Origin of the sequence: Acidobacterium capsulatum ATCC 51196 (genome assembly GCF_000022565.1) — a bacterium.
GTDB lineage: Bacteria > Acidobacteriota > Terriglobia > Terriglobales > Acidobacteriaceae > Acidobacterium > Acidobacterium capsulatum.
Map to the genome: position 1 here is coordinate 195,028 of NC_012483.1, position 17,313 is coordinate 212,340.

14 protein-coding genes are annotated in these 17,313 nt (G+C 61.9%); 2 read left to right on the forward strand and 12 right to left on the reverse strand.

The annotated features are described in order from the left end of the window. Nucleotides 1-54 precede the first annotated feature (54 nt). The 3 genes from murA to ACP_RS00770 all read right to left on the reverse strand — a co-directional run bounded on the left by murA (nucleotide 55) and on the right by ACP_RS00770 (nucleotide 3,752). Nucleotides 55-1,365 carry a UDP-N-acetylglucosamine 1-carboxyvinyltransferase gene (gene murA, locus ACP_RS00760; RefSeq protein WP_012680557.1) on the reverse strand — a complete coding sequence of 437 codons (1,311 nt, stop codon included), beginning with the start codon at nucleotides 1,363-1,365 and terminating at the stop codon, nucleotides 55-57. Between the two features lie 164 nt (nucleotides 1,366-1,529). Further along, nucleotides 1,530-2,438: an N-acetylmuramic acid 6-phosphate etherase gene (gene murQ, locus ACP_RS00765; protein ID WP_012680559.1), complete on the reverse strand. Its 909-nt coding sequence runs from the start codon at nucleotides 2,436-2,438 to the stop codon at nucleotides 1,530-1,532. A 186-nt stretch (nucleotides 2,439-2,624) separates the two neighbouring features. Next, nucleotides 2,625-3,752 (reverse strand): serine hydrolase domain-containing protein, encoded by a 1,128-nt coding sequence (locus ACP_RS00770; RefSeq protein ID WP_012680560.1) that lies wholly within the window; start codon nucleotides 3,750-3,752, stop codon nucleotides 2,625-2,627. A gap of 244 nt (nucleotides 3,753-3,996) precedes the next feature. On the opposite strand from ACP_RS00770, the gene lepB reads away from it, so the two are divergent. Continuing rightward, nucleotides 3,997-4,569, forward strand: a complete 573-nt coding sequence (lepB, locus tag ACP_RS00775; RefSeq protein ID WP_012680561.1) for a signal peptidase I — start codon at nucleotides 3,997-3,999, stop codon at nucleotides 4,567-4,569. On the opposite strand, the gene ACP_RS00780 is transcribed toward lepB, so the two are convergent. The 4 genes from ACP_RS00780 to hpt form a co-directional block, all read right to left on the reverse strand. Next, nucleotides 4,563-5,777 carry a GGDEF domain-containing protein gene (locus ACP_RS00780; RefSeq protein WP_012680562.1) on the reverse strand — a complete coding sequence of 405 codons (1,215 nt, stop codon included), beginning with the start codon at nucleotides 5,775-5,777 and terminating at the stop codon, nucleotides 4,563-4,565. The two genes, lepB and ACP_RS00780, sit on opposite strands and share 7 nt — an antisense overlap. 108 nt (nucleotides 5,778-5,885) lie before the next feature. Then, on the reverse strand, nucleotides 5,886-7,187 hold the full coding sequence (gene aroA / locus ACP_RS00785) for a 3-phosphoshikimate 1-carboxyvinyltransferase (protein ID WP_012680563.1): 1,302 nt from the start codon (nucleotides 7,185-7,187) through the stop codon (nucleotides 5,886-5,888). Between the two features lie 86 nt (nucleotides 7,188-7,273). Next, nucleotides 7,274-9,094 (reverse strand): SpoIIE family protein phosphatase, encoded by a 1,821-nt coding sequence (locus tag ACP_RS00790; protein WP_238525609.1) that lies wholly within the window; start codon nucleotides 9,092-9,094, stop codon nucleotides 7,274-7,276. Nucleotides 9,095-9,176: 82 nt separating this feature from the next. Beyond that, entirely contained in the window at nucleotides 9,177-9,731 is a 555-nt protein-coding gene (gene hpt, locus ACP_RS00795; RefSeq protein WP_012680565.1) for a hypoxanthine phosphoribosyltransferase, read from the reverse strand. Between the two features lie 88 nt (nucleotides 9,732-9,819). On the opposite strand from hpt, the gene ACP_RS00800 reads away from it, so the two are divergent. Then, entirely contained in the window at nucleotides 9,820-10,632 is an 813-nt protein-coding gene (locus ACP_RS00800; RefSeq protein WP_012680566.1) for a prolipoprotein diacylglyceryl transferase, read from the forward strand. Between the two features lie 56 nt (nucleotides 10,633-10,688). Here the strand turns inward: ACP_RS00800 and ACP_RS00805 are convergent, their stop codons facing one another. The 5 genes from ACP_RS00805 to ACP_RS00825 form a co-directional block, all read right to left on the reverse strand. Then, nucleotides 10,689-11,375 (reverse strand): M48 family metalloprotease, encoded by a 687-nt coding sequence (locus ACP_RS00805; RefSeq protein WP_012680567.1) that lies wholly within the window; start codon nucleotides 11,373-11,375, stop codon nucleotides 10,689-10,691. Nucleotides 11,376-11,445: 70 nt separating this feature from the next. Next, a complete protein-coding gene (locus ACP_RS00810) occupies nucleotides 11,446-12,132 on the reverse strand; it encodes an EAL domain-containing protein (RefSeq protein WP_148214966.1) in 687 nt (228 codons plus the stop codon). A gap of 222 nt (nucleotides 12,133-12,354) precedes the next feature. Beyond that, nucleotides 12,355-13,665 carry a tetratricopeptide repeat protein gene (locus tag ACP_RS00815; protein WP_012680569.1) on the reverse strand — a complete coding sequence of 437 codons (1,311 nt, stop codon included), beginning with the start codon at nucleotides 13,663-13,665 and terminating at the stop codon, nucleotides 12,355-12,357. A gap of 5 nt (nucleotides 13,666-13,670) precedes the next feature. Beyond that, on the reverse strand, nucleotides 13,671-16,655 hold the full coding sequence (gene uvrA, locus ACP_RS00820; RefSeq protein WP_012680570.1) for an excinuclease ABC subunit UvrA: 2,985 nt from the start codon (nucleotides 16,653-16,655) through the stop codon (nucleotides 13,671-13,673). Between the two features lie 132 nt (nucleotides 16,656-16,787). After that, a complete protein-coding gene (locus ACP_RS00825; protein WP_041839149.1) occupies nucleotides 16,788-17,240 on the reverse strand; it encodes an SET domain-containing protein in 453 nt (150 codons plus the stop codon). Nucleotides 17,241-17,313: the final 73 nt, after the last annotated feature.

The following is a 17,313-nucleotide window of genomic DNA, read 5'->3' on the forward strand; positions in this document are numbered from 1 at the left end:
CCACGGCTGCGCGGGTATATCGCGCGTGTCCGTGAGGCCGCAAGTGGGTTGCTGCTACGAGGCGCTGATCTGTGCTGCCTCGCGCTTGTCATTGAAGACGTTGCCGAGGCGCTTGATCTGCGCGCCGACTCCGCGCAGCTTTTCTTCAATGTGCTCGTAGCCACGATCGATGTTGTAGACGCGGTCCAGAATGGATTCACCATTAGCGACGAGCGCGGCGAGCACCAGCGAGGCCGAGGCGCGCAGGTCAGAGCACATGACGGCAGCAGCCGAGAGCGGCGTTTTGCCGCGTACGGAGGCGATGCGGCCAGCGGTCTTGATGTTCGCGCCCATGCGCACGAGTTCCTGCACGTGCATGAAGCGATTCTCGAAGATGTTCTCCTTGACGAGCGTGGTGCCTTCGGCCTGCGTGGCGAGCGCCATGTACTGCGCCTGCATGTCAGTGGGAAAGCCGGGATATTCTTCAGTGGAGACATCGATCGGCTTCAGATGGCCCTCGCTGCGCACGCGCAGGGAGTCCTTGCCGAGCACATCGATGCGGACGCCCGCTTCTTCGAGCTTGGCGATGACGGCTCCGAGGTGTGCCGGGTTGCAGTGGCTCACACAGAGGTCGCCGCCGGTGATCGCTCCGGCGATGAGAAAGGTGCCGGCCTCAATGCGGTCGGGATTGATGCGATGCCGCGCGCCGTGGAGCTTCTCGACGCCCTGAATGCGAATCTCTGAAGTGCCGGCGCCCTCAATCTGCGCGCCCATGGCGGTGAGCAGCGCGGCGAGATCGGTGACCTCAGGCTCGCGGGCGGCGTTTTCCAGAACGGTTTCGCCCTCGGCCAGCACGGCGGCCATCATCAGGTCTTCGGTGCCGGTGACGGTGATCTTATCGAAGTGAATCTGTGCGCCCTTCAGGCGTTCGGCGCGGGCTTCAATGTAGCCGTGCTCATAGACGATGGTGGCGCCCATCTGCTCCAGGCCCTTGATGTGCAGATCGATGGGGCGGGCTCCGATGGCGCATCCACCGGGCATGGAGACGCGCGCCAGACCGGTGCGAGCCACGAGCGGGCCCAGCACCAGCGCGCTCGCGCGCATCGTCTTGACGATCTCGTATTTCGCGGTGGGATCAGAAAGCACGCGGCAACTGATGGTCGTGCGATGCTGCGCGCGGCCATAACCCAGCTCTACTTCCGCGCCCATCGAGGTGAGCAGCTTGCGCTCGGTCTCAATGTCGCGCACCTGCGGAATGTTTTCGAGAATGACCTCATCTTCAGTGAGGATGGCCGCCGCCATGCAGGGAAGCGCCGAGTTTTTTGCGCCGCTCACCCGGACCGTGCCGATGAGTGGATTGCCGCCGCGAATTACAAATTTGTCCATGGGATATTGATGAGCTTCTCGGAGGAAATGCCGGAAAAACTTCGAGTGGAAGGATTCCGGTTGTTCTTATTGAAATGGAAGAGTGCCGAAGGAGAGAAGTAGTCTTTGTGGTTCGTATGCACCGGTTCGGCAGTCTCTTGCTGGAAAAGGAATTGCGGGGGCCTTTAGGTGCCGGCCCCGAGATCTTCAATGGCGCGGCGCACATTGCCGTTGGAGTTGGCCAGCCGCCGCACGGCTTCCGGCTTGTCCACGCCGGCTTTGAGCATCACCAGCGCCACCGGCACGCTGCGGCCCGCGGACTTGATGACGTTCACGGCCTCGTCGCGGCCAATCTGGCAGGCGCGAATCAGGATGCCGATGCCGCGCTCAATCAGCTTGGAGTTTTGCATGTGTACGTTGACCATCAGGTTTTCGTACACATAGCCCAGGCGGGTCATGGCTCCGGTGGTGATCATGTTGGTGATCATTTTTTGAGAGGTCGCGGCCTTCATGCGCGTGGAGCCGGAGACGACCTCAGGCCCGACCTCCGCAACGATGGCGATGTCTGAAGCCTCTGCCAGCGGGGTGCCCTGATTGCAGGTGATGCAGGCGGTGCGGGCTCCGCGCTCGCGGGCGTAGGCTACGGCGGCGACGACGTAGGGAGTGCGTCCGCTGGCCGAGAGGCCAATCACCACATCCTTGCGGCTGGGGCGGCGGCGGGCAATGTCGCGCTTGCCCAGTTCTTCTGAGTCCTCGTTTACTTCCACTGGCGAGGCCAGAGCCTTGGGCCCGCCCGCCATGATGTACTGCACGGTCTGCGGGCTGGTGGAAAAATACGGAGGACACTCACAGGCATCGAGCGAGGCAATGCGTCCGCTCGAGCCGGCACCGATGTAAATCAGACGGCCGCCATCGCGAATGCTGCGGGCAACCCAGTCGATGACCTCGGCGATCTCGGGTAGCGCCTTTTTCACCGCTGCCGCGACCTTCTGGTCTTCGTGGTTAATGATCTTTGCGATCTCAAGGGCGGACTTGGTATCAAAGCCCTGCGAGGCTTCGTTGGGAGTCTCGGTCGTCAGGTCATGAATATCCATGACTGACCGGGTCCCATTCGAGGCCGCTGCAATGTCCGTGTTGGGAGGCGTTGACGTGACCATTTCTCCGGCTTTAGTGCAAAATCTTCCGCATTAAGTGTAACGCGCAGCGGCTGGCTTGCGAATTCTTTTCGAAGGGATTCGCGCAGGAAACGATGTCTGCGTTTTGATCTGGTACTGGCGAGGCTACAGTGCCTCGACGACGGCATCATGAAAGGCCGGCCGCACCTGCTGAATCAACTGGCTGGCGCGATCGGGCCAGGTGCGGTTGGTGAGCAGCACCACGGCGAGATCCCGTTCCGGATCAATCCAGAGCGAGGTGCCCGCATAGCCCAGGTGCCCGAAGGCGCGCTCTCCGAAATGCTTTCCAGAGGAAGATTCCGGCCGCGAAGGCGTGTCCCAGCCAAGGGCGCGCGTTGTGCCCTCCGGCTCGGTTTGCCGCGCGGTGAACAGTTGCATGGTTTCATCGCGGAAGAGTGGCTTCGTGTCATCCTGCCGGCGGCCCTTGCGCAGGAAGTTCTGCGCAAAGCGGAGAATGTCGGACGCGTTGCCGAAGAGTCCCGCATGACCGGCGAGGCCGCCCATCGCGGCGCAATTCTCATCCTGCACCTCACCCTGAATGGTGCGATGGCGGTAGCTATTGTCGATTTCGGTGGGAGGAGCGGAGGCCTTCCACGTCTGCGGCGGGCAGAAGCGCAGGCTGTGGAGCGCGAGAGGCGAAAAGATATTCCTCTGGCAGAAGCGCGCCAGATAATCGCCTGAGAGCACCTCGATGGCTTTGCCGAGCAGGATAAAGCCGATGTCGGAGTACTCCGTACGGGTGCCCGGTGCGGCGGTCAGCGGCAGCTTCAGCGAGGCCCGCATCATGCCTTCGGGCGTGGGGTGCTGCTCAAAGAGCCGGGCATAGCCGGGAAGGCCGGAGGTGTGCGCCAGGAGCATGCCGAGCGTGACTTTTTCCTTCCCGCTGCCGGGCGCCATGCCCACGACGAAGCCGGGCAGAATGTCGCCCACGCGCGCCTGGAGCTTGAGGATGCCGCGCTCATGGAGCAGCATGGCCGCCGACGTGGTGGCGATCACCTTGGTGAGGCTGGCCAGATCGTAGACCGTGGAGGGCGTGACCACGGGCGCGTCCGTCTCATAGGTGAAACGGCCGACGCCTTCGAGCGCCAGCATCTGCCCGCGGGCATAGACGCCAAACGAAGCGCCTGGAAAAGCGCGATCGGCGATGGCCTGGTGAAGTACGTCAATGGCCCGCGCAAAGCGGCTTGCGCCTTCGCGAGCAGACTCTGGAGGTGTAACTTTCGGTGGGAACATGAACCTCTCATCCTAACCCGAGTCAGTGTTGATCGCTCACCATCTGGTGAAGAAAACCGTCCAACAATTGAATTTCGTAGCACTCGTGAGGCCCGGCTACCGGTCATTTTCAAAGTATTCTGATGCAAAATAGACCTAGCCTCAAAATAAATTCCACCTGCCAGACAGGCATGCGGATGCATTGCCGGGTTTGAAGCCATGCCGCGCCACGAGAGATCGAGGCCGCGCGGCCAATCAGAGGATGATGAGCGAAGAGAGCACGCAACAGCCGGAACTGGAAACCGCCCCCGCGCCGCAAAAACAGTCCCGCAGCGAGATGAGACAGTGGACGCGCGATCTGCTGGTCTCAGTGCTGGTATCCGTGGTGATCATCACCTGCCTGTATCAGCCCGTGCGCGTGGAAGGCACCAGCATGCAGCCGGAGCTGCGCAACAGCGACCGGCTCTTCATCAACAAATTTGTCTATCGCTTTGAAGGCATCTCGCGGGGCGACGTCGTGGTGTTTCATTACCCGCTCAATCCGAAGGAGAGTTTTATCAAGCGCGTGATCGGCCTGCCGGGCGATCATATTCGCATCGATCAGGGCACGGTATATATCAACGGCAAAGCACTCAAGGAGCCTTACGTACCGCGGCGATACCGCGATCATCGCTCGATGGCGGCCGGGGTGGTGCCGCCCCACGAATATTTTGTGATGGGCGACCATCGCAACATCTCAGAGGACAGTCGCGACTTCGGACCTGTGCCTCGCAGCGATATCTACGGCAAGGCGTCATTCATCTACTGGCCGGCTGGTCAGATGGGAACCGTTCACTGAGGCGTCTTGCTTACGGCAGCCCTGGTTTCGGCTGGATGCGGAGAGGATAGCCTTACGCGCACGCAATTGCGCCCATCGGTCTTGGCGTCATAGAGCGCATTGTCGGCCCGGGCCAGCAGGGAAGCCATGTCGTCGCGAGGGATCAGCGCGGTCAGGCCGGCGCTGAGGGTGCATCGCAGGGGATGGTTCCGCGCCACGCGCTCCCGAATGCGATTCAGGATGCCTTCAGCGCTTTCAGTGGAAGTGCTGGGCAGCACCAGCAGAAACTCATCGCCGCCATAACGGCCTACCTGGTCATAGGGGCGAAGACTCTCTCGAATCAGATTAGCGGCCTGCACGAGGGCGAGGTCTCCGGCAGCGTGCCCCTGCGTGTCATTGAGCCGTTTGAAGTGGTCAATGTCGAGCAGCGCCAATGACAGCGGTTGGCCATGCCTGCGGCAGCGTTCCATCTCCACTTCCATAATCTGCTCAATGCCGCGGCGGTTGAGTGTGCCGGAGACGAAGTCGAGCATGGCCTCGGCCTGAAAACCCATCACGAGATGTTCATTCAGGAGCAGGAACAATAAAAGCCCTGCGGAAAGAACGAAGATCAGATCCAGATACAGCGTGACTGTCTGTGTGGGGTCACTCTGCATGAAGTTTTTTGGCGTTCCCCGCAGCAGGGTTCCCACGGCCTGCAACAGGCTGAGCAATGCATAGCCAAACATCAGCACCATCAGCGACAGGCTGTGCCTGCGGCGTGGTTGCAGCAGCACGGTGAGGGCAAAGAGTCCGCGCAGAAGGGCAATCGCCGCCGCCACCACCACGATGCGGGCGGCGACGGAGTTTTCTACCCCGGTGAAGTAAGCGAGCAGCAGCAGTGTGGCGCCGGTCGTGGCCCAGCCCATGCGGTTGTGGCGGCGCTGCCCATAAAACTGTTCGATGCCATCGAGCAGAAGCGTATAGAAGCAGATCACCAGCCCGTCGTTGAGCAGGGTGAGAAAAAATCGGGCCAGCGGGGAGGGGACATCGATAACGGCCGTGACCGCGATCAATACGGTGCTGAGCGCCGCACTGAAAAATGCAAACGCAAACGCACCGGCTCCCTGCTGACGGTACTGCTGGCGGCCGGTGCGGCTGAAGGCGACGGCAAAAAGCAGAGACGCGGTAAAGATGGAGACCAGCAGCGTGTAGTTGTCGAGGCTCAGAATCAGTTTGGAGAGACTCATGCCGGTCTCTCCAAACTGGCCCTGGGATCTTTGCCCGTGATCTTTCGTGCTTCTTTGGCCATGTTGTGCGCCCTATTCTTCCCGGGGGCCGGTACAACAATCGGGAGCCTATCGTTGCGCGACGCCGTCGAGCAGGTCAAAGAATTCGGGGAAAGAGATGGCTGCCGATTCCGCGCCGCGAATCAGCGTTTCACCCTCTGCCCGCAAAGCTGCCACGGAGAAGGCCATCGCGATGCGGTGGTCGCCACCGGCGTCGATCTCGGCGCCATGCAGTTGCTGGCCGCCGGGCACATCGAGTCCGTCTTCAAACTCTTCCACCTCGGCGCCCATGGCGCGCAGGTTTTGCGCTACGAGGGCGATGCGGTCCGATTCCTTGACGCGCAGCTCCCTGGCGTCGCGAATGCGAATGCCATTCTGCGTGTACGGGGCAATTGCGGCCAGCACCGGCAGCTCATCGATGAGCTGCGCGGCGAGTCCGCCGGAGACGGTGGTGCCGGTCAGGCCGTTCGCGGGAGCGTTGATCTGCACGGTACCGATCAGTTCCGATGCTTTGTCTTCAAGATTGATGACGCCAATGTGCGCGCCGAGCGCGGTGAGCACATCGAGCAGCGAGGCTCGCGTCGGATTCAAGCCGAGGTCATCAAAGATCAGATTTGAGCCGGGAAAGAGCGCCGCCGCGCAGAGGAAGAATGCCGCGGACGACATATCGCCGGGCACCTTGGCCTCAATGGCCGTGAGCTTCTGGCCGCCGGTGATGGAAACCGAATCCACGGTGCGCGTCAGCTCCGCGCCAAAGGCACGCAGCGCCAGCTCGCTGTGGTCGCGCGTGCGCACGGCCTCGCGCACGGTGGTGACGCCCTCGGCCTGCAGGCCCGCAAACAGCACGGCAGACTTTACCTGCGCGCTCGGTACGGGCGTGGTGTAGTCCATGGCGTGGAGCTTACGGCCGCGAATGGTCATCGGCGCATGGCCGTCGGTGAGGTCAATCTCCGCGCCCATCTGCTGCAGCGGCTTGCGCACGCGCTCCATGGGGCGGCGGGTGAGCGATTCATCGCCGATCAGCGTGAACTCGCCGCTCTGCGCAGCCAGAAATCCGGCAAGCATGCGCATGGTCGAGCCGGAGTTGCCGCAATCGAGCGCCCCGGCAGGCGCGTGGAATGTGCCGCCGACGCCGGTGACCTCCACATTGCCTTTGCCGTCGTTGACGACGGTTGCGCCCAGCGCCTCGACGCAGGCCAGGCTGCTCGACGGGTCAGCGCCGGTTGAGAAATTGCTGAAGCGGCTGGTGCCCTCGGCGAGTCCGCCGAGCAGGGCATAGCGGTGAGAGATGCTTTTGTCGCCGGGCAGACGCAGGCTGCCGTCAATGTTGCGGGCGGGCGAAATAACGCGTTCCGTCAGAGTCTGATGCAAGGCTGTCTTGGCTCCTGCCCATAGATTAAAGCAGGCGGCCCCAGCCACCTATGCAGAATGTGAGACGAGGCAGCATTTCGCCGCCGTCAGATCACCCGCAGAACGATCAGCGTCTCGTCGTCAAAGCGGTCGTGCTCGCCCTGAAACTCCTGCACTTCAGCAAAAATGGCATCGGCCATCTGCTGGGCCGGCTTGCCGGCGTGACGCCGGATGCAGTCGAGCAGCCGTTCGGTGCTGAACATCTCCCCGGCTTCATTTTCCGCATCGGTAATGCCGTCGCTGAAAAAGAGCAGCGAATCGCCGGGCCGCGTGGAGAGGCTGATCTCCTCATAGCTGGCGTTGGGGAAGAGCCCGAGCGGGAAGCCCTCGACCTGCACCAGTTCGGCCTCGCCGTCATGGCAGAAGACCGGCTGCACGGCTCCGGCATTGGCGATCTGCAGCGTCATGTTTTCGTCGTTCCAGACGGAGAAAAGCATGGTGACGTATTGCGAGTCGAGACGGCGCTCATGCAGTGTGTTGTTCAACGCATGCAGCATGGCCGCCGGCGAGAGCTTTTGCCCGGCCAGTGAGCGCATGATGCCGCTCACCAGCGCGCCGTAAAGCGCGGCGGGCGCGGCCTTGCCGCTCACGTCGCCCACGGCGAGCGCGCTGTGGGAGTCGTCATAGCGCAGGTAATCGTAGAGGTCGCCGCCGATGGTGCGGGCCGGCTGAAAGCGCACGGCAAACTCGGTGTGTTTGTGGCCGGGATGCACCTTGGGCAGCAGGCGAAGCTGTACCTCGCGCGCCATTTCCATGTCGCGCTCCAGTCGCTGCTCCTGCTGGGCGACGCGCTGGTAGAGCTGGGCGTTCTCAATGGAAATGGCAATCTGCGCGGCGAGAGTAGTCAGTGCGCGTTCGTGCTCCTCAGTGAAGTAGTGCGCGCGGGTGTGCTCGATGTCGAGCACGCCGACCACTTTGCTCTTGTAGATGAGCGGCACCACCATCTCCGAGCGAGTTTCCTCGTTGATCTTGTAGTAGCGCGGGTCGCGGCGCACATCGGGCACATGGATGGGCCGGCGTTCGGCAATCGCCGCGCCGACCAGTCCGCGCTGCACGGGCAGCTTCTCTTCGGGATAGAATCGCTCCCCGAAGCGCAGGGCAAAGCGGTTCTCGAGCATGTGCTCATCCGCATCGACAATCCAGATGGAGAACATCTGGTAGTCGATGATACGGCGCAGCAACTGGCTGATCCGCTCCAGGAGCGCGTCCACGTCGAGAATCGAGGTGAACTCGCGGCTGATCTCGTTCAGCACTTCGAGGGTCTGCGCCTGGCGCGAGACGCGCGTGTAGAGCCGCGCATTCTCAATGGCCTGCGCAATGCGGGAGGCGGTGAGCGTGAGCAGCCGCAGATGCTCGGGCTGGAAGTAGTCCAGTTGCTCGGACTGAATATCGATGACGCCGATGACGCGGTTCTTGATGATGAGCGGAACGGCCAGCTCAGAGCGCACGTCAGGGTTGGCGTTGATGTAGTTCTCCACCTGGCTGACGTCATTGATGAGCATGGGCTGGCGGGTGAGCGCCACCTGCCCGACCACGCCTTGCCCCACCCGGATGCGCATGCGCTCAACCTCAGGCGTGTGGCCGATCTGAAAGCGCATCCGCATGTCATTGGTGCGGTCATTGATAAGCAGAATGGCAAAGATGCGGTAGTCGATCACCGCGCGCACGAGCGATGCGGTGCGTTGCAGCAGGGTCTGCAGGTCAAGCGTCGTGTTCAGGGTATCGGCGAGCCGCAGCAGAAACTCAGTCTGCGTGGGCTCCACGCGAATCTCCCGCGCCTCTTTTTCAGCGGAGGGGCCGACGGGGCGGTAATCGCCCTCGAAGGCTTCTCCGGTGTGAGGTGGGGATGTCGGACGCGGCTCGGACACAATTCTCCTGTTGACTTGCCATCATAGCGCTCTGAAGCGGCTCTGCGGAGTCCCTTGGGATGCATCTCCCGGCAAAGGTACTTCAGGCAATAACTTCCGGCGTCAGAATCCGGATGTCCGGCAGGTTGCGGTAGCGCTCGGCATAGTCCATTCCGTAGCCGACTACGAACTCATTCGGAATCTCAAAGCCCACGTAATCGGCACGGATCGGCTGAATGCGCCGTGAAGGTTTGTCGAGCAACGCCGCGATACGGATGCTGCGGGGCTTATGCCGCTCAAAGTGGCTGTAGAGAAAGCTGAGCGTGACGCCTGTATCCAGAATATCTTCAATGACGACGATATTCTTGTTCTCGATGGGCTCGTCAAGATCCTTGATGAGCTGCACCGCCCCGCTGGTCTGCGTGCCCGATTTGTAACTGGAGGCGGACACAAAGTCGAAGGTGCAGTCCGCGCCGATGTTGCGGGCCAGGTCCGCGAGAAAAATCGCCGCCCCCTTGAGCACGCCGATCAGCACGGCCGGCTCTCCGTTGAGGTCTTCGCGAATCTGGTGGCCCAGTTCGGCCACCCGGGCCTGAATCTGGTCGCGGCTGAAGAGGATGGGCAGGTTTTCGGTAGCGGTATAGTCGGGCGTCGGCATGCGGTTTCTGGCTCGAAGATTAGATTATCGCGAACAGGAAGCCGAAATGCCGCCCGGGCCGTCGATATACTGAGACTGGCTTATCTTCATGTATCCCTTCATTCACGTTGGCTCGTTTTCGATTGGAACCTTTGGCATCATGCTATGGCTGGCGGCCGTGGCCGGCTGCTGGATTCTGCACCTGAACTTTACCCGCTGGAAGATCGAGGCTGACGCCATCACCATTGTGGCCTTTGCCACGGTGGCCGGCGTGATCGGCGCCAAGCTGTGGCATGTGCTCGAGACCCCGCACCAGCTCTTTGCCCATCCGGCGGCGATGCTCTTTGACCGTGCCGGATTTGCGTGGTTTGGCGGCCTGGTGGCGGCGATTCTGGCCTTGCTGTGGCAGGGCGGCACCTATAACCTGAGCAGCCTGCGCATGCTCGATCTGTGCGCTCCGGCGGCCGCGCTGGGCTATGGCGTGGGGCGCTGGGGCTGCCAGCTCTCCGGCGACGGGGACTACGGCATTCCCACCCACATGTGGTTTGGCATGAGCTACCCGCATGGGCTGGTGCCGACGACGCAGCGCGTTTATCCCACGCCAATTTTTGAGTTCATCGGCGCGTGCATCATCTTTTACATCCTGTGGAAACGCAGCCGTCCGGGCACGCCCCGGCGTCTGGGCCAGATTACAGCCGAATATCTGCTCTGGACCGGCGGCGCGCGCTTCCTTGTGGAGTTTATTCGCCGGAATCCGAAGATTTTTCTGGGCCTCTCGAACGCTCAGCTGGCCAGCGTGGGCTCGATGGTGGCGGGCATTCTGCTGCTCGTCTGGGCGCGCAAATATGGTCCCATTCCGGTGCCCGGCATGCCCAAGCGCAAGCAGGACCCGGATCTCGCTCCCACGGAGCAGGCATCCTGACGAAGTGTCTCTGACCGGCGTCTGCTGGTCAGAGACACTTCCGCATCCTTCGCCGGTTACAGCGTTTTCAGATAGGCTTTGGCTTCTTCGAGCTGAGGAAAGAGACGCTCCTCCGCCTGAAACGCGGGCGGATGCACGCAGCGGCGTCCATTGCGTGACTTGACGGGATGCTTCAGGTGCAGCATCTCGTGATACATCAGGTATTCGATGGCGTAGCGCGGCGTGTTTTTGCGGTCAAAGACGCGGCTCACCATGATGGTGTTGTGCGCCGGGTCATAGTGGCCAAGCAGGCGGCGTGCGGAGTGCTCGCTCCAGGTGAGTTGCGGGCGTCCCAGCAGCCCATGAAAGAAGCGCAGGTTGAGCGCTTCAAAAACTTCTTCCAAATCGTAGTGCTCGCCCTTCGCTGACAGAATGCGCTTGCGCCCCCGTGTCTGGCGGATGCGCTCGCTCTGCCGCACAATGGCTTCGCTGCCGGTGTAGCGCCGGTAGCGCGTGGCGTGGGCCGGGTCAATGGGCTTGCGGTAGAGCTTGGCCAGCAGAATATGCGCGATGGCGCGCAGCACCGGCTCGGGCGCACCCTCCAGCAGATCAGAGAGATGCACGCGAATCTGGCCTTCGCGCAGGCGGATGGTGGTATTGAGAGATGTGAAGCGGTAAAAACGAACGTGAATGGGGGGGATGGGAGCGCGCGGGCGCAGGCCGCGGTATTCCTCTTCAAACCAGCTTACGAGTTCAGGGATCACTGCAATTCTGAAAGTAGCACAGAGAGGAGCAGTGGCTCTCCACAGGGGAGAACCGGCTGGGGAACGGGTCCTAATTCACCCAGCCAGGCAGATGTTCAAAACCGGGCCGCGCAAAATAGTAGCCCTGGAAGTAACGCATGCCCAGATCGCGCAGCGCCTGCAGTTCGCATGCGGTTTCCACACCCTCGGCAATCACTTGCACACCGAGCGCGTTGCAGGCATCCAGAATGGCGCGGATAATCACCCGCGATGCGAGCCGGGTGTGAACTTCGCGCGTGAGTTCGCGGTCGATTTTGAGAATGTCCGGCTGAAAGTTTGCCAGCAGGTTCAGCCCTGCATAGCCGGCGCCAAAGTCATCAATGGCCACCCGGAATCCCCGGGCGCGGTATTCGCGGATGATGGAGTTCAGGTGAGCCTGATCGCGCACGCGTTCGCCTTCGGTGACCTCAAAGATCAGGCGATCGAGCGGAAAGTTGTGCCGGCTGGCAGCATCGAGTGTCTTTTGAATGCAGGTTGCCGGGTTATAAACCGCGTTCGGATAAAAATTGATCGACAGGCTTGCACCTGTGTCCGCCATGCCCAGCCCGGACGCCATTTCAATCGCCTTGACCCTGCACCCCTGGTCGAGGGCATAGCGGTTGGAATCGTCGGCCAGGTCGAGCACCGTGCTGGCGGGTTCGCCATTTACCCCACGCACCAGAGCTTCGTACGCATAGATGTTGCGGGCGTCGAAGTCGACAATCGGTTGAAATGCCATTGAGAACGCCACAGGGAAGTTTATCGGCGAACAGTCTTTGCACTTGAACGCGGATTGAGAACTTTCTAATATTTTGGGCGCTTTGGGCGCGGGGGCCGAAGAAGACACGAGGGAACTCCTGGAATAGATAACTCAAAGAGTGTATCGGCGGATTCTCGAAGGCTTTTACCGGATCAAATCCGCTCCAGAGCCCAGCCCGAGCCTGAGGCGTTCGCTTCCCGATCAATGATGCGGCAGCGCCTCCAGCCGATGCCGTGCCTGCCAGGTCTGGTTGGCGAACTGCGGGCCGGGATTCGACGCCAGAAACTGGTGATAGTAGCTCGCCGCCTGCTTGTACTGCCGCAGATGGTCATAGGCGGTCGCAAGCAGGAAGAGCGTGGCCGGAGTGTTGGGCGTAAGCTGCGCCCGCTGTTCGAGCGCCGCAATTTCCTGCTGGTATTGGCCGGTCTCGTTGGAGGCAAAGGCCACGCCGGAGAGCGCGTCAATGTCACCGGGCTGCGCCTTCAACGCCTGCTGAAAGGTGGAGACTGCCTCGGGAAATCTCTTCTGGCGAATCAGCACCTGCCCGTAGGAATCGAGCGCATCGGTGTTGCCGGGCTGGGCCGCAATCACCTGCGGATAGAGTGCTGCGGCCTTGTCCATGTCACCGGACTGCAGATAGGCATCGGCCAGCATATTCGCCACGGTGGGGTTGTGGGGATGAAGCTGATGGAGCTTTTCAAGGGAAGCAATGGCCTCGGTCAGCTTGCCCTCGGCGCTCAGAATGGCCGCATACTCGGCGTTCAGCGTGGGGTCATCGGGATCGCGCGTCAGCGCTGACTTCACCAGCGGCTCGGCCTGATCGTACTTCTTCTCAACCATCAGGATGTGCGTGAGTCCGGCAATCGCGGCGGAGTCTTCCGGCGAGTTCGCGAGCACGTGGCGGTACTCCTGCTCGGCGATGTCAGGACTGCCGGCGTTCTCGGCGATCCGCGCGGCGAGCATCGTGTCCGAGGCGGTTTCAGGGGTGAGCTTGAGCGCCTGCACGAGTGCGGCGCTGGCCTTGGTGGGGTCGCTCTTCACCAGCAGCTTGGCCAGCGCGCGATAGGCCTGCGCTTTCGCCGTGGGATTCGGCGGATTGGGCTTGTCAGCGGTCGCGGCTTCGAGTTGTGTCTCCGCTTCAGATTTGCCTTGCCGCGCGAGCAGCAGGCCGAGCGCCAGGTGAGACTCAAACTGATGTGGATTGGCCGCGAGCGCTTTGCGGAAATATGCCGCAGCCTGCTCGGTGTGGCCGGCCGAGTCTTCGCAATAGCCCATGTCAAAGAGCGCGCGATCATCGGAGGCATGCGCGGAGAGATAGGCGTTGAGCAGCGTTTCGGCCTGCGCGCACTGGCCGTTGGCAATGTCGTTTTCCACCGTGTTCAGAGGCGACGCACCCTGCTGCGTGGGAGCCGGAGGTGGCTGCGTGCCGGGAGGCAGGGAAGTCTGAGCGGCGAGAGGCGAGACGAGTGCGAGCAGCAGCGCGGGCACGGCAAAGCGGGAGGCAAAATCCATAAAACTTAAACCACAACTTCTTTCTCTGGAGTTTTTGACGCTGCGTGCCCATGCGAGGCGAGCACGCGAGCCAGCCAGTATCCGGTGTGCGACAGCTCGTGCCGGGTAATCTCTTCGGGCGTGCCGGTGGCGACAATCTGGCCGCCGCCGGTGCCGCCTTCGGGGCCGAGATCGATGATCCAGTCGGCGGACTTGATGATGTCAAGGTTGTGCTCAATCACGACCAGCGATGCGCCGCCGTCAATGAGCTTCTTGAAGGCCATGAGCAGCTTGCTTACGTCTTCAAAGTGCAGTCCGGTGGTGGGCTCGTCGAGAATGTAGAGAATGCGGTTGGCCGCTTTGCGCGCCTCGCTGCTGCCGCTCGATCGCACGCTGGCCAGGTGCAGGGCGAGCTTCACGCGCTGCGCCTCGCCACCCGAGAGTGTGGTGGCTGACTGGCCGAGCCGCAGATAGCCGAGGCCTATCTCCTCCAGCACCGCCAGCTTGTCCACAATCTTGGGATGGCCCGCGAAGAAACGCAGCGCCTCTTTCACCGTCATCCCGAGCACGTCGTGAATGCTCTTGCCCTTGTACTTGATCTCAAGCACGCTGGCCTTGTAGCGCGAGCCGCTGCACTCCTCGCAGGGCAGTTCCACGTCGGCGAGAAACTGCATCTCGACGGTCACCGTGCCGTCGCCCTCGCAGACATCGCAGCGGCCGCCGGGCACGTTGAACGAGAAGTATCCTGCGGAGTAGCCGCGCCGCTGCGCCTCGGGCTGCGAGGCAAACAGCTCGCGAATCGCATCGAAGGCCTTGATATACGTCACTGGATTCGAACGCGGCGTGCGCCCGATGGGCGTCTGATCGACCAGCACGATGTCGTTGAGCCGTTCGGCCCCATGCACGGCACGATAGAGGTGCGAGGGATCACCCGTCTCGGTTTTGCCAAGATGATAGGCGAGCACCTTGTAGAGCACCTCATGCACCAGCGTCGATTTGCCCGAGCCGGAAACGCCCGTGATGCAAGTGAGCACCTGCAGCGGAATCTGTACGTCAATGCCCTTGAGGTTATTGGCGCGCGCGCCCTCGAGGCGCAGCCACTGGCGCTTGTTGTCCACGTCGATTTCGCGGCGGAAGCGCGGCACCGGAATGGTCACCGTGCCGCTCAGGTATTTGCCGGTGAGGGAGCTCGTGTTGGCCTCAACCTGTTGCACCGTGCCGGCGGCGAGCAGCTTGCCGCCAAATTCGCCCGCGCCTGGTCCAAGATCAATGAGGTAGTCCGCCGCGCGAATCACGTCCGGATCGTGCTCCACCACCAGAATCGTGTTGCCCAGATCGCGCAGATTTTCAAGAATGCGGATCAGCTTGGCGGTGTCGCGCGTGTGCAGGCCAATCGAAGGCTCGTCGAGCACATAGAGCGCGCCCACCAGCCGCGAACCGAGCGAGGTAGCAAGCTGAATGCGCTGGGCCTCGCCGCCCGAGAGCGTGGAGGCGAGCCGGTCAAGCGTCAGGTAGTCCAGGCCCACGGCGTCAAGAAAATGCAGCCGCTGCCGCACCTCGTCGAGAATGCTGCCAGCAATCTCCTGCTGCATGGCCGTGAGTGTGAGCGCCCCAAAAAACTCATTGGCGTTGCGAATGGTCAGGGCAGAGGCTTCGCAGATGTTTTTGCCGCTGATTCTCACCGCGCGCGCTTCGGCGCGGAGCCGCTGGCCCTTGCACTCGGGGCAGACGGCGTAGCCGCGATACTTCGACAACATCACGCGCACATGCAGCTTGTACTTCTTGCGCTCCATCTGCTCAAAGAAGCCGCGCACGCCGGCGAAGCTGCCCTGTCCGTTGAGAATGAACGACTGGTGTTCCTCTGAGAGTTCGCGCCACGGCACATCGAGCGGAACTCCCTGTGCCTGCGCCGCGCGGCGCATGTCCGCGTACCATGGGCGATACTTCGGGCGGTTCCATGGATCGATGGCTCCGGCTGTCAGCGTCTTTGCCGAGTCGGGAATGATGAGCGCGAGGTCGAAATCAATCGTATTGCCAAAGCCCTGGCAGCGCGGGCAGGCGCCAAAGGGATTGTTGAAGGAGAACAGGCGCGGCTCCGGCTCGCGATAGACGCGGTGGCAGGTCTTGCACTCAAATGCGCCGGAGAAGCGCAGCCGCTCGCGCTCCGGCTTCTCGCCTTCGCGGGGAACGATTTCGTAAAGAATCTCGCCGGCCTCGCGGTAGCCGATTTCGGCTGCGTCCACGATGCGCGCGCGATTCTCGGGTGAGACCACCAGGCGATCGATCAGCACGAAGACCGGCAGCGTGAAATCAATCTCCAGCAGCGACTCGGGCGTGGAGAACTCGTAGATGTTGCCGCCCTGGTAGAGCCGGTTGAAGCCGCGTTTGCGCAGCTCGGCCAGACGCTCTTTGAGGGATTCCGTCAAAGTGGATGCTGCCGGTGCGGCTGCTGCCTTCTTTGCAGTCTTGCGTGGGCGCTTCGGCGGCTTGGCTTCTTCGGCGGCCGGGGATTCGGGGCCTGCCTCTGGCGCTTGCTGGGCCGGAGTGACCGGAAAGAGCGCGTAGAGCCGTGTACCCTCGCCCAGGGCCAGGACGGCGGCGGCAATCTCGTCCACACTGTCGCGCTTCACAATGCCATCGCAGACAATGCAATGCACGGTGCCGCAGCGGGCGTAGAGCAACCGCAGGTAGTCGTAGATTTCAGTGGCTGTGGCGACCGTCGAGCGGGGATTGCGCGTCGTGTTTTTCTGCTTGATGGCGACTGCCGGAGCGAGCCCGTCGATGAAGTCGACGTCCGGCTTCTCCATGCGCTCCAGAAACTGCCGCGCATAGGCCGAGAGCGACTCCACGTAACGCCGCTGCCCCTCGGCATACACGGTGTCAAAGGCCAGCGACGATTTGCCTGAGCCGGAGACGCCCGTCACGACGGTGAGCTGCCCATGCGGAATGGTGCAGTCGATGTTCTTGAGATTGTGCGTCCGCGCACCACGGATAACGATCTGATCGGTCAACCCAAAAGCCTCGGTCACCGCCCATGGCAAGGCCGGACGGCTGGGAGCGAAAGCTCCCAACTTAATTATCCCACCGGGCGGCAGGAAAAGGGCAGGAGCAGGGTGATGGGAGCGGGCCCGCGCTTGAGCTTATCAATTCTTCCTGCGCGCTGCCTTCCTGGCTTCTTTCCTGCGCCGCTCCATCTCCTCCGGCGCATACATGGTGCCCCGGCACTTCGGCTTGCCGCAGTTGCAGCGGGCTTCGTCCTCGTCGCCGTCGTACAAGTGATAGTCGTAGGTCAGCTCTTCGCCGGCGGCGATATCACGAATCGCCTTGATCCAGACGCGGCCCTTGACCTCGCCGGTTTCGCAGTTCGGGTCGCAGCAATGATTCAGAAACATCGCCGTGCCATGGCCGTCGATCACCTCATCGCCGTTGCCGACGCCGAAGAGATAGGTCGTCGGAGAGTTCTCATATTTGGCGTCGGCGGCTTCCTTGGTGATGCGCGGCCCGGTGTACTCCACCACGCGCGCGCCTTTGCGAATGGGGGTGGTCGTGTAACAGCCTGCGGCGTGAATCGACGAAGAGCGTATGATGAGGCCCATAAGTTGAAGCGAGTATACCGGGAAGTCTTCTTGAAAACTGCGTCTCTTCGTCCTCGTTTTTGCGTCAAATAGG

Excerpts from the sequence above, each read along its gene's own strand:
- ACP_RS00770 (WP_012680560.1), bottom strand. The coding sequence starts at position 3,752 with ATGTTCCCACCGAAAGTTACACCTCCAGAGTCTGCTCGCGAAGGCGCA.
- ACP_RS00810 (WP_148214966.1), bottom strand. The coding sequence starts at position 12,132 with ATGGCATTTCAACCGATTGTCGACTTCGACGCCCGCAACATCTATGCG.
- hpt (WP_012680565.1), bottom strand. The coding sequence starts at position 9,731 with ATGCCGACGCCCGACTATACCGCTACCGAAAACCTGCCCATCCTCTTC.
- murQ (WP_012680559.1), bottom strand. The coding sequence starts at position 2,438 with ATGGATATTCATGACCTGACGACCGAGACTCCCAACGAAGCCTCGCAG.
- ACP_RS00800 (WP_012680566.1), top strand. The coding sequence starts at position 9,820 with ATGTATCCCTTCATTCACGTTGGCTCGTTTTCGATTGGAACCTTTGGC.
- ACP_RS00825 (WP_041839149.1), bottom strand. The coding sequence starts at position 17,240 with ATGGGCCTCATCATACGCTCTTCGTCGATTCACGCCGCAGGCTGTTAC.
- ACP_RS00780 (WP_012680562.1), bottom strand. The coding sequence starts at position 5,777 with ATGAGTCTCTCCAAACTGATTCTGAGCCTCGACAACTACACGCTGCTG.
- lepB (WP_012680561.1), top strand. The coding sequence starts at position 3,997 with ATGAGCGAAGAGAGCACGCAACAGCCGGAACTGGAAACCGCCCCCGCG.
- ACP_RS00815 (WP_012680569.1), bottom strand. The coding sequence starts at position 13,665 with ATGGATTTTGCCTCCCGCTTTGCCGTGCCCGCGCTGCTGCTCGCACTC.
- murA (WP_012680557.1), bottom strand. The coding sequence starts at position 1,365 with ATGGACAAATTTGTAATTCGCGGCGGCAATCCACTCATCGGCACGGTC.